The organism is Candidatus Enterovibrio escicola, from assembly GCF_002464935.1.
Lineage (GTDB): Bacteria > Pseudomonadota > Gammaproteobacteria > Enterobacterales > Vibrionaceae > Enterovibrio > Enterovibrio escicola.
In genome coordinates, this window is record NZ_NBYY01000016.1 from 66,514 (window position 1) to 78,830 (window position 12,317).

The following is a 12,317-nucleotide window of genomic DNA, read 5'->3' on the forward strand; positions in this document are numbered from 1 at the left end:
GTAGAGTTGACCTTATCGTAACGTACACCGTGGGCTCTACATAGAGATGATGGCGTTTGCTCATACTACCCCTTTCATCACTGTTCATATGAGTTCTCTCATCCTTGTTTGACTATGGATAGAGTATTTAATGACTATCCCTTAAGTTGATGGATAGGAATTTTAATTTTTCTATCCATCAGGGTAATAATGCCATTTCCAATCCATGTCGTGTATGTAGGGAAATTGTTAATTAAATCAGGCCTATAACGCACTGATCCCCATCTTTTTACAGTCTCAATTTATCTGCTGACCAAAAGGCATACCTAATCCTATGACTTTGTTCATCGTTTTCACATTTGCCAGAGCTTCACCAACTTGAGCATTGTAATCACGAAGAGTTAGTTTAGGGCTGAGAAACTATTGCTGTTTCGACTAATGAGTGTTTATAATAAACTCAGTTCTTTCCACTCTGCCAATTTATCTTCTTCTAACGCCTTTACAACTTCATTTCTAATGGTACCTTTCCTCCCAGTATCTAGCGTTGCTTAGAGGTAGAATACTGGGCGTTATTCCTTTGTTCTTAAGTACGTGGTGACCTGTTTTTGTGTCACAAGCATAATCCTCACCTCACGTTGAACTCCATGATGAACTAATCGTAGGGATTGCGATTAGTTCAGATAGTTAGGAAACAACGCCAAGTGAAAAAACAAAGTCATAAAACGCGATATGCCTGTCCGCCAGTAAACAAATTAAGACTGTAAAGAAGATTTTGGTCAGTGCATTATAGGCCTGATTTAATCAACAACACCGCTTAATCTCATTAACCAGACGACGACTCTTTATTTTGGATTAGTTCAATTTTGTAACCATCAGGATCGTCAACAAATGCGATGTGAGTAACGCCCCCTTTTACTGGACCTGCTCCACGCGTCACTTTACCTCCTGCAGAACGAATAAACTCACACTTAGCATAGATATCATCAACCCCGATAGCAATATGGCCAAACGCGGAACCCTGCTCATATTTTGAAATTCCCCAGTTATACGTCAATTCGAGCACTGAACCTTGTGATTCGTCACCGTATCCGACGAAGGCTAATGTATATTTATATTGTAAATTTTCACTCTTACGCAATAACTGCATACCCATAACATCGGTATAAAATACAATTGAACGATCCAAATTCGCAACGCGGAGCATGGTATGCAGGATACGACAAATACTCATTTTGATCTCCATCAGAATTGATTTCATCAGTAGTATATCTGGATCATTTTATTCGTCTATACCCAAACAATCTGAAGATACTAGATGTAATAGTCGTTATTTTCAAAATATCTGAACTAATCGCAATCCCTACGATTAGATCATCATGGAGTTAAACTGGAGGTGAGGATGAGAAAGGCAAGCAAATGATCAGCAACTGTAAATAGTATAATCAACCATTAGTAAACCGAAGCTCAGTCACTTTTTGGATAGACGCTACTGCCATTAAGGCATGGCATTGATGGTAAAAGGTATGTTCAAGCTCCCACTTCGTGGATTAGAAGGTTTCTAAATTTGGTTCTTACGTTGATAAATGTCCCGTTGAAATCCCATAGAAACACCTGCCTTAGTAAGCGGTCTAAGACCGTAGAAGTTAAGTACAGTTTACCAAGTTAAGGAGATGTCGCCCACGTCGTTATTGATGCCACAAGCCTAAAAGTATACGGCGAGAGGGAATGAAAAACGCGTAAACAAGGTAAGGAGAAGCGGCGGATCTGGCGGTCCTAAAGTTTCATCACTTTTAGTTTCATATTATTTTTTACACCCGTTATTATGGTCACTACCTTATCTACAACTTCCCGCTTCAATGGATAAGAGATATAGCCTTTATTTCCGTATAAACACCCCAAAATCTCGTCAGCCATTCCCGGCACAAGCTTCCTATCATTCACGTTAGTAGTCATCAATTTTACTGAGATAATACCACCTTGGTCATTGATAATCAGGTATGATTTGAGACTGTAGAACCACCTCCTTATTCATTTTCCTCGCTTCTCGGCACCTTTAAAAACCTGATGTCTGAGAATGCGTAGGTTATAACAAGCCTGTAGCTTGGACGAATCAACGAAAGCAATCCTTGTCGGCCTTGCCTCACGGTGAGTGAGGTAAGAGGTAAGAGCAAATAGGAACCAGAACACCTTGCATGAACTTGAGCATTAGCATGTAGATGAGTAATTCAGGAAATTAGTTGGTAAGATAGCAGTAAACAGAGTGGATGTAATAAGTTTTAAAGTCTTGATATCCAGACTAATGGAAAGCTATCACTATCGTCATCACTTCTCTAACTGAGAGGATAAAAGGCTTATTTCCTTATTTGACACCGGAAGAAATGAGATATTCCTCCTATTGCAGGGAGGAATATCTGGCAAAGTCATCGACATCGACGAAAACTTTGTCTAAGTTATTCATGCATAAGTCCTTATGCAGTCGATATTTTTTAAACGATCAGATCGCAACTTGAGCATTTAGATCTTTTCTTATGGGCAGCTCAGGTTTACTAGCTCATTGAGCGACCGAGAGAGATGACTACACGTCGGTTCTTATTACGCCCGATAGGACTTTTGTTTTCAGCAATGGGTCTGCGTTCACCAAAAGATTTGACCTCAATGCGATCGTTTGGCAACCCGAGAGACATAAAATACTCTTCGAGTTTCCTAGATCTTACTTCCGACATTCGCTGATTCGCAGATCTTGCACCGTGGGTGTCAGTATAAGTCGCAAGGAATACCAAATCTATGTCAGGGCTGTAACGAATAAATTCAGCAATTTGAGATAATTTCCTCATCGAGGATTTATTTAGATTAGCGCTGCTATCCTGATAATGAAGTGTAGTAAACGCAATGTCCTCAAAAGAGTAAGGTAACAAACGGGAAATACAGCCACTAAATTCAGTGTAGGGCAGTTGGAAAGATACGGCAGATAATGCAACATCAACACGCTTATCTCGATTTTTCCATTCGTGAAAACTGAATGTTGGAAAACGACCTTTTTCTAATTCTGCTAATATGCTCCAAGCTGTTTTCCCATGGATGTAACCATCAAACTGTTTAAAGAAATGCAACCGATCAAGGTATTCGGAGGGCTCGCCTGGCATCCATACAGGAGGCATAGAAAGCAACACAACATCTGCTGTTTTACCCATTGGTCGTAGCATCTCAAGTTCAAAATATAGATTGCTTTTCTTACTGGCGTGGGAAGTAAAAGTAGCTATCCCGTAGTTAGGGATCATGTGCTCGATACGACATTCAATTGGCGCATCGACAGTAACCTCCCATACTGAATCGATGGGTTTTGCACCATAAAACTTACTGGTGCTCACAGGCGCTGGAAATATACTGGTTGCCATGCATAACAATACGTAAGCTTTGGTTAGCATCATACTAGGATGGTTTCCTGAATCCAAAAATATAAAGGAATGCTTGTTTTATCGGAAAACTGATTCACTTCTTTAGGTTTATGCCAAATCAACTTGAAAATGCAGGTTTGAGTATCAAAATTCTATCGAGTTATGTATTTAATAGAGTGTCCTTCATGTAAAATACCATATTTTTGTAGGATGACCATTATAGCTAGCGTTAACATTAAATATCATTTTTGCTAGGATATGCCTTAAACCCCACCACATATAGTTTCTAGGAGAAAATTCCTAGATGAAAGAACACAAAAACGGTTAAAAACAGGGTTTCGGCTCTGGTGGGATACCCACGTTATCGGTAATAATAAATTCAAGTTTAAGTTTTAAGTACGATACTTTCCAAGTGTGTTACTAATGCCATTTGTTTACAAATAACGGCAGGATACTTAAATATTTTTTAGGGTGATGATTAATCCTTGCTGGAGCGAAGGTAATATCTTCGTTCGTGACCCTTATTAAGTTTGTTCCTTTTTTACGTACTGTCTAAAAAGCCCGTTGTATGTTCATTTTTTCCTCGTTTCCATGCAGTGTAAAGGGCATAAAAAGTGAATTTCAACATCTAAATCTTTTGCTATTTTTTCATGATAGGAAAAATCTAGACTATTATCTGCCATAATCGTATGGTGATACTTCTTGTATAGCATCAGTAAATCAACAGTCACTGCTGTGACTGTTGATGCCGATTTCGATGCCACTTGTAAAGTAAAATTAAATAAAAACGACTTTTACAGTCTAATATCGTGATGATGCCACTAGTACCCTTTTTACTTGTAATTGTATCAATTTTCCAATTACTAAATAATTCCTGACTATCTACAAACGATGATTGCTCATCAATGGAGAGCGACTTTTGATGGTTAGTACCTTATCTTGTCGACCTTTTCGATATCGTCTATGTCCCAGCCTTAAGTAACGATATAACTTGCCTTTTTCCCGTGGACAACTATTGATAATTCATAGGAGTACTGATTGTTTCTTTGGAGAAAAGAGCGTACCACTTTCGGTAGTTTGTTGCCCCTTTCACGCTAAACCATAAGTATTGAAGTTATTACCTGAATGCAAGGGTAAACCTCATATGGAGCAAGTTTTGTTAGACGTTGCTCTTGCTTGGAATAGGTAGGCGTCACCACTTAAGTTCATAGATAAGATCTCACCGTGTTTCTTGATATAGCAAGCTTTTTGGTAATACTACGGATACTGTATCCCTTACGATGGCGTTTTTTTCAAAACATTTGAACTAATCGCAATTCCTAAGATAAAATCATCATGGAGTTAAATGGCAGGTGATAATGGGAAAGGTCAAACACAAGATCAGTAACTGGAAACAATATAATCAAGCATTTGTAGTAAACGGAGTTTCAGTCACTTTTTGGATAAGCGACGTTACCATTAAGCTATAGCATTGTCCAAAGCACCACGGACATCGTGGCCATGAGTTTATATTTTCGGATACCTCAATTAAAACGGCACTGATGGTGAAAGGTATTTTCAAGGTTACACTTCGTGCGTTAAAAGGCTTTCTCAATTCAGTTTTTACGTTGATGAATATCCCGCTGAAGTTCCCTAAATACACTTGCATTAGTAAGCATTCGAAGACCGTAAAAGTTAAGTGCCATTTGCCGAGTCGAGGAGCCGTCTCCCACGTTATTATTCATGCCACAGGCCTAAAGGTATACGGCGAAGGCGAATGGAGTACGCGTAAACATGGTTAGAAGAAGCGGTATATCTGGCATAAACTTCATCTTGCCGTTGATGTGTCTACTCATGAGGTGATTACTGCAGAAGTTAGCCCAGTTGCTGTGAGTGATAATGAGGTTTTACCTACATTGCTTAACCCATTACGATGAAAGATACCGCAAGCCAGTATTGATGGATCCTATGACACAAGAGCGTGTCACCACGTATTAAAAAATAAAGGAATAACGCCCAATATTCCACCTCGAAGCAATGCGGGCTACTGGAAGAAATGGCATCCTAGAAATGAAGCTGTAAAGGCATTAAAAGAGGATAAACTCGCGGAGTAGAAAAGGACAGAGATTATCACAAACGCTCATTATCAGAGAAAGGAATGTTTATCTATAAACAGTTGCTTAGCCCTAAGCTCACTCTTCATAATTAACCTTAGATCTTCGTAAGAAATTGCTTATCAAGCCGAGTCATTTTGATGCTCTGCTTCTTTAGTTAGTCAAAAACTGGTTTAATAATAAATCGTTTCCGGAGAATCAGGCGGTTCTAAAGTTTCATTACTTTGAGTTTCATATCCTTTTTCATACCCGTTATCAGTGTCACTCCCTTGTCTGTGAGTTCCCGCGCCAATGGACCAGAGATATAACCTTTATCTCCATATATACACCCCCAAAGCTCGTCAACCATTTCCAACACAGGCTTTCTATCATCCACGTTAGACGTTAAGATAATGCCACCTTGATCCATTGATCATAAGGTGTAATTTGAAACAGTAAAACCACCCCAACATTTCTTTTCCTCGCTTCGAGGTACCTTTAAAAACCTGATATCTAAAAATGCGTAAGTTGTAACAAGCCTGTAGCTCTTACCTCACTGACCGTCAGGCAATCCCTATCGGCCTTGCCTGACGGTCAGTGAGGTAAGAGAGCTAAGCGGAACCAGAACACTTTGCATGAGTTAGCGCATTTGCGTGCAGTTGACTAATTCAGGAAATTAGTTGGTGAGGTAGTGGCAAATAAAGTGGAAGGAGTAAGTTTTAAAGTCTTGATACCCAGACTAATGAAAAGTTATCACTATCGTCATCACTTTGCTAACTGAGAGGCTCAAAAGCTTGTTTCTTTGTTTGATACCGGAAGAAATTAAGTGTTTTTACCATGCAGGGAGGAAAGTTTGGCAGAAGACATCAACATCGACGACAACAGCGGGTAACTTATTCATATCCAAGTCCTTATGCAGTCAATAGTTTTTTTAGAACGATCAGATCACGACGTGGGTATTTAGTTCATTTCTTATGCGCAGTTCATGTCAATTATAACGCTCAAATTAGTGAAGCGCTAGCAAATATGAACGCAATAAACAAAGTTATAAAACTCGGTATGCCTGTTCGTCATCAGACAAATTAAGACTGTAAATAAAGATTGGGCTCAGTGCATTATAGACCTGATTTGATCAATAACACCCTTTACTTATATAAAACTTAAATTTCTACGAGTTGCTCCATGATTAATCATGGTTTGCTGTTTATCTGTTAAACCAACGAATATTTTTCCTCAAATGGATAGTTTCTAAAATCGAGAATTTCCAAATTATTTTGGTATAGTTATGAGGAAAAACCATATCTTTCAGACGGTAAAAAAAGTAAGGATCAGAGATCCTAACCTTTATTTCATGAGGGAGTTTACCCGACTTATTCACAAATATCCTTGTCGCTATTCGCAATCACTGCAATTGCCAAATTTTCCAGCGAAAGTGGATTTGCAAGACTTGGTGCATTCGTTAACAAGCATGCTGCTGACGTAGTTTTAGGGAATGCTATAACATCCCGAATATTATCTGTACCACATAGCAGCATAACCAACCGGTCAAAACCGAACGCAAGACCCGCGTGGGGTGGAGTACCGTATCGCAATGCTTCCAATAAAAAGCCAAATTTCTGTTTCTGCTCGTCAGACTTAATACCCAGAATGTCGAACACTGCGGTTTGCATTTCAGTACTATGAATACGCACAGAACCGCCACCGATTTCGTAGCCGTTCAATACCATGTCGTATGCATTTGAGTTTGCCGACTCAGGATTTGCTTTTAACTGTTCTGGTGTCATGTTCAAAGGAGAAGTGAACGGGTGGTGCATCACGTGTAGATTACCCTCTTCGTCTTTCTCGAACATTGGGAAATCAACAACCCAAAGGGGTGTCCATTTATTTAAGTCAGTTAAACCCAAATCATTACCCAGTTTCAAACGTAACGCACCCAATGCTTCAGTAACTACTTTGTAGCTGTCTGCACTAAACAAAATTATGTCACCGGATTTTGCACCTGTACGTTCCAGAATGCAATTCACAACATCTTTACTGAGGTATTTAGCAACCGGAGATTGAATACCTTGTATACCTGCAACATGGTCGTTAACTTTTATCCACGCCAGACCCTTAACTCCGTAGACACCGACGAATTTGCTGTAGTCGTTAATTTGTTTACGAGATAACGAAGAGCAATTCGGTACCCTGATAGCTGCTACTCGGCCTTTAGGATCGTTTGCTGGGTCTGAAAATATTTTAAAATCAACGTGTTTTAGCAAGTCAGCAACATCAACTAACTCCAATGGATTGCGCAAGTCTGGTTTGTCTGAACCAAAGCGACGTATCGCTTCTGAAAACGTTATAATTGGAAATTCACCTAAGTCCACGTTTAGCAGTTCTTTCCACATGTTACGAATCATTCTTTCTGTCACTTCACGCACTTGAGCAGCAGTCATGAAAGAAGTTTCAATATCTATTTGGGTAAATTCTGGCTGACGATCTGCACGTAAGTCTTCGTCACGGAAACACTTAACAATTTGGTAATAACGATCGAAGCCGGACATCATCAGCAGTTGTTTAAATAACTGTGGTGACTGTGGCAATGCATAGTAGCTACCTTTGTGAATACGGCTAGGAACCAAGTAATCACGTGCGCCTTCTGGTGTTGCTTTAGTCAGTACTGGGGTTTCAATATCTAGAAAACCATTGTCATCTAAGAAGTGACGAATAAAGCTTGCAGTTTTTGCGCGTAACTTCATGCGGTTGCTCATTTCAGGACGACGCAGATCCAGATAACGGAACTTAAGGCGCTGTTCTTCAGAATTATTTTGGTTGAAATCCAGTGGAAGTGACGCGGAACGGCTAATAATCTCCAAACAGTTTGCAAATACTTCTACTTCCCCTGTCGCCATATTTTTGTTTATTTGGCTTTCAGGACGAAGACGAACCTCACCCATAAATTTTATACAGAATTCATTACGTAGCTGGCTGGCAATCTCGAATACGTCTTTCATATTCGGATCTACCATAACTTGAACTATACCTTCACGGTCACGCATATCGATGAATATAAGTCCTCCCAAATCACGACGGCGGTTTACCCAACCACAAAGTTCTACATTCTCCCCTACAAGGGTTTTATTCAGGTGTCCACAATATTGGGTGCGCATATGAATTTCTAGGTCTCTTATTTACTGTGCAATTGCGCCATATCATCGCAAATTTGCGAAAGCAGATTTGCTGACGATTCTATTAGAACTTGATGCGGATATAACGCATACTTACCTATGCCAAAATACATTAAGAAGAATGGAACATCTATATAAAGGGAAATTTGGATCGTAGTAAATCACGAGATACTGAATATCGGTACAATACCCATGCACTCAATAAAAGAGTAACAAATAACTCCGCATGACGTTGCAAACTAAAATAATCAAAACCAACAATGCAGGGATGTGATGTTAAAGATACCCTTCAATTAGCTTTTACCCCTAAGATTTGACTTGGTCTAACGCAATAGTAGCATAATCCGTGGTACTAAAATCTTTATATAACAGGCACTCAAAGTGGAGGAAAAACGATTTTCTACAAGAAAGTGTTGGTTATATATTCAATAGGTTATTTTTCGTGTAGCATGCCTACCTTTGCATGGTTATCATTACAGCTACCATTGACGTTAAATATCGTATTTTACAACACACAAAGACGGTTTAAAATCATAGTATCAGCTGTAATTGATACTCACGCTATCGTTACCACGTATGATCCTATGAATTAAAGTCGGAAGTGTGAAACTTTCCAATCAAGCAGCTAATACCATTTCTTTAAAAACGACGGTAGGTTGCTTAAACCCTAAAAATTTCTTAGAGTTATGATTGATCCTTGCTTGAACAAAGGTAGTCGTTATTTCATGTTCGAACCAACTCAGTTATAATCGGTATAGCAAAGATTTTGCTTTATAAGCAGTGTATTTGTTGAAAAGCGTGACAGGGACCATTACTTGTATTGAGAGATCCTCCAAATTTTGCTTTATCATTCTTTCTAAGAACCTTCCAGAAATCATAATTCTATAATATTTAGAAACGGTATCTATCATTTTAGATGATTCCCAAAATTGTGTTTGTAGCCAAAAAAAGGATGTTTGAATGGGTATACAAGTACAAACTAGATTTCCAATATTGCCCTATCACCAGCCATTAACCTAATACCATCAATAGTTAAGAGGAAACATACATCGCCATGAAATATCAGTAATAAGATTCAACATTGCATTGGCTAGCGCGCTAAGCAGTAATGAGAATGTAACCAGTAATTTAATTAACCTTAGCAGCGCATAAGAAATGAACAATTCGAGTCTTAACCCACTGAGGAATATTTATGAATATAACGCCTTTTGGATTGTTTAAAACTTTCTATTTTATCCGATTAGCTTATCCACTCGCTTCATTAATCAGAATGATTTTTCTTTGCCAAAGTTATCACCAACAATCAGCTCATCATTTTTACTAAAACAAGTCACAAACATTCATACACCTTGATCAATGCCAACACATTTTACTTCACCTTAGATTTTGGTCTTAAGCTTAATATGTTGTTATACTTGGATGAACTAACGTCCTTTATCACAAGTGATAATACAATTTTTACTAATTGCTTCACTTGGTACACTTTCAGTTAAATGGATATTGCCTATCGCTTGTATGCAAGGATTTAAGCTTTTTGGTAGACGCTCGATGCTTAATGAATACTTAAAACTCTTTCTACTCTTAAAACTGATTTTGCTGAATCCAGACTTAGCAACTTTTAGTTTCTTATTCTTACCGCATACCACTTAAAACGTTGTAGCTGTGGCAAGTGTACCATTGTCAGACACTGCAGAATTGTAAGCTCACCCAGATTCCTTTTGTTCTTGTTCAAATTAAATTTAAATTGAAGGGAAAATGTTAATGGACTTACCATTTACGTGCTTGTAATTATCATTATGAAAACACCCTCCGTCAGGTGAAATGCACAACCGAACGGAGAGTCAGCCAGACTAGAGTACATTCTCCTCATCCTCCTCATCCTCCTTTGGCTTGAAGATGTGCATGGCTCATAAACAGTTAAATGACAATGACCAATTTTATATTGAGCAATGATTCGCTGAGGGTGATTCCTTTAGCCAGATTGCCAGAACACTTGGTTGAGCTCACTCCAATATCAGTAAACAAACAACTGCTTAATCTCGTTCATTTGCAAACATAAACTATGAGTTAGGACGAAATCACGCGAACGACCGAAGTTTGCTTTTTCCTCGGCCCTAAGGAAAGGGAATTTATTAAGCGTCGTAACCGCTTAATGCGGCCTATCCTGTTGATGGATGTATTGCTTTATCACATATAACGGAGCACCTTCACAGGTTCCTGCAAAATAACTACGACTCCAGAGAATATTCTGGCCAAACGCACCCGCAATATCATTAAACTCCCATCGACGTCTTCTGGAACTAACGGCTTTAAGTGAGTTAACAAATTTCGCAATGCTGCGAGTATTTGGGTGATGTTGAGACTAACAAGTGAACGTAATCACCTTCCCTGTTAAATTTACTAAGCTCGGCATTAAACCCCAAGGAAAGCTCTTTAAATATCACTTCAAGACTGATCAGAGTGAATCACCTAAAACTCTACGTCTGTATTTGGTTACAAACACGACGTGTATGTGTAAAAGAATAGCAACTGTGTCTACGTGCATAATATGCACTGACTAACTTGCATTTTATCATATAATCTCTTATTTCAGAATACGTTACATGAGCTTAAGTATTCACGTGTGGCTAAATAATTCAGGAAATTCGTTGGTGAGGTAGCGGCAAATAAAGTGGATGTAATAAGTTTTGAAGTCTTGATACCCCGATTGATGGAAAGCTATCACTCTCGTCATCACTTCTCTAACTGAGAGTAGACAAGCCTTGTTTCTTTGTTTGATACCGGAAGAAATGAGGTGTTTTTCCCATGCAGGGAGGAAAGTCTGGTAGAAATCAGCGACATCAACGAAAACAGCGACTAAGTTATTCAATGCCAAAAGTCCTTATGCAGTCAATAGTTTTTTTAAACGATCAGATCGCGACTTTGGCATTTAGATCATTTCTTATGCGCGGCTTAGGTTAATTACATATTGACGCATTGGAAATTTAATCTCCATTAACTTCAGTAAGTGTTTTTGCCAACGTAATCGTAGCTGAGATAACGATAAATGCTGAAACCCTTTCCAACCTAAGGTTTTAAGGAAAAAATGCACCTTCAGTCAGTATCACATGTAAATGCGGATTCTAGTTGCCATTACGACTATGGGTCTAGATGAAAACACTGACAGTGATTTCACACGCATCAGTCTTAAAGTGCGCCTGAATCAACTCTAATAAGCAAGCTTCCGCCAAGACCATAAACCCAGAATACAAACACTTCTTATTGGAGTGATTATGGAAAGGAATACGAAGTTGCTCAGGAAATATTAAGATAAATTGCTGATAGCTCACTCTCAGAAATAGGCGGACGCCGTTTTTGACCATACTATCCCGTACATAATCCTTTCCACATTGCAGACAAAATTTCCCCTTACAACTAAAGTTAACTTTATAGTGCTCTTGACCGCAACCTAAGCATTGGTAAGTGGTAAAGCTATTTTCTGAGCTTCCACACTACAGCATCTTAGCGATTTCTAAATGATAATAATAGGTGTCATAGCGGGGATGACTGGATATAAATATAGCCCAATGCGTAATAAAAACACGTTTAAAGCGAAGCAGCTTCGATTTGATACATTTGAAACTCATTCATGCCTTCTATCTGTTTAATCGTACTAAATGTGTCACAGACATGGACATGACTTAAGCCCACCACATATAGTT

General features: G+C 38.8%; 4 protein-coding genes and 8 pseudogenes. 3 read left to right on the forward strand and 9 right to left on the reverse strand.

Annotated elements, in window-relative coordinates; all coding sequences use genetic code 11:
* Positions 1–802: 802 nt before the first annotated feature.
* Positions 803–1,210, reverse strand: a complete 408-nt coding sequence (gene gloA, locus BTN49_RS07055; RefSeq protein ID WP_097356589.1) for a lactoylglutathione lyase — start codon at positions 1,208–1,210, stop codon at positions 803–805.
* Positions 1,211–1,395: 185 nt separating this feature from the next.
* On the opposite strand from gloA, the pseudogene BTN49_RS17860 reads away from it, so the two are divergent.
* Positions 1,396–1,705 (forward strand): annotated as a pseudogene (locus BTN49_RS17860) (transposase); the annotation flags it as partial.
* 47 nt (positions 1,706–1,752) lie between these two features.
* On the opposite strand, the pseudogene BTN49_RS17865 reads toward BTN49_RS17860, so the two are convergent.
* The 3 genes and pseudogenes from BTN49_RS17865 to BTN49_RS16725 form a co-directional block, all read right to left on the reverse strand.
* Positions 1,753–2,166, reverse strand: a pseudogene (locus BTN49_RS17865) (transposase).
* A 359-nt stretch (positions 2,167–2,525) separates the two neighbouring features.
* Positions 2,526–3,374: a flagellar protein MotY gene (gene motY / locus BTN49_RS07070; RefSeq protein WP_223823812.1), complete on the reverse strand. Its 849-nt coding sequence runs from the start codon at positions 3,372–3,374 to the stop codon at positions 2,526–2,528.
* A gap of 572 nt (positions 3,375–3,946) precedes the next feature.
* Positions 3,947–4,138 carry a hypothetical protein gene (locus BTN49_RS16725; protein WP_146679247.1) on the reverse strand — a complete coding sequence of 64 codons (192 nt, stop codon included), beginning with the start codon at positions 4,136–4,138 and terminating at the stop codon, positions 3,947–3,949.
* A gap of 594 nt (positions 4,139–4,732) precedes the next feature.
* On the opposite strand from BTN49_RS16725, the pseudogene BTN49_RS17870 reads away from it, so the two are divergent.
* Positions 4,733–5,559, forward strand: a pseudogene (locus BTN49_RS17870) (IS5 family transposase); the annotation flags it as partial.
* A gap of 119 nt (positions 5,560–5,678) precedes the next feature.
* Here the strand turns inward: BTN49_RS17870 and BTN49_RS22235 are convergent.
* Positions 5,679–6,347: pseudogene (locus BTN49_RS22235) on the reverse strand (transposase); the annotation flags it as partial.
* An 89-nt stretch (positions 6,348–6,436) separates the two neighbouring features.
* On the opposite strand from BTN49_RS22235, the pseudogene BTN49_RS20780 reads away from it, so the two are divergent.
* Positions 6,437–6,532: pseudogene (locus BTN49_RS20780) on the forward strand (IS5/IS1182 family transposase); the annotation flags it as partial.
* Positions 6,533–6,816: 284 nt separating this feature from the next.
* Here the strand turns inward: BTN49_RS20780 and aspS are convergent.
* The 4 genes and pseudogenes from aspS to BTN49_RS17875 form a co-directional block, all read right to left on the reverse strand.
* A complete protein-coding gene (gene aspS / locus BTN49_RS07090) occupies positions 6,817–8,598 on the reverse strand; it encodes an aspartate--tRNA ligase (protein WP_097356594.1) in 1,782 nt (593 codons plus the stop codon).
* 2,167 nt (positions 8,599–10,765) lie between these two features.
* Positions 10,766–11,161, reverse strand: a pseudogene (tnpA, locus tag BTN49_RS07095) (IS200/IS605 family transposase).
* A gap of 75 nt (positions 11,162–11,236) precedes the next feature.
* A pseudogene (locus BTN49_RS13110) lies at positions 11,237–11,485 on the reverse strand (IS982 family transposase); the annotation flags it as partial.
* A 277-nt stretch (positions 11,486–11,762) separates the two neighbouring features.
* Positions 11,763–12,095 (reverse strand): annotated as a pseudogene (locus BTN49_RS17875) (transposase zinc-binding domain-containing protein); the annotation flags it as partial.
* Positions 12,096–12,317: the final 222 nt, after the last annotated feature.

Coding starts and splice junctions, on each gene's coding strand:
- aspS (WP_097356594.1), bottom strand. CDS start 8,598: ATGCGCACCCAATATTGTGGACACCTGAATAAAACCCTTGTAGGGGAG.
- gloA (WP_097356589.1), bottom strand. CDS start 1,210: ATGAGTATTTGTCGTATCCTGCATACCATGCTCCGCGTTGCGAATTTG.
- motY (WP_223823812.1), bottom strand. CDS start 3,374: ATGGCAACCAGTATATTTCCAGCGCCTGTGAGCACCAGTAAGTTTTAT.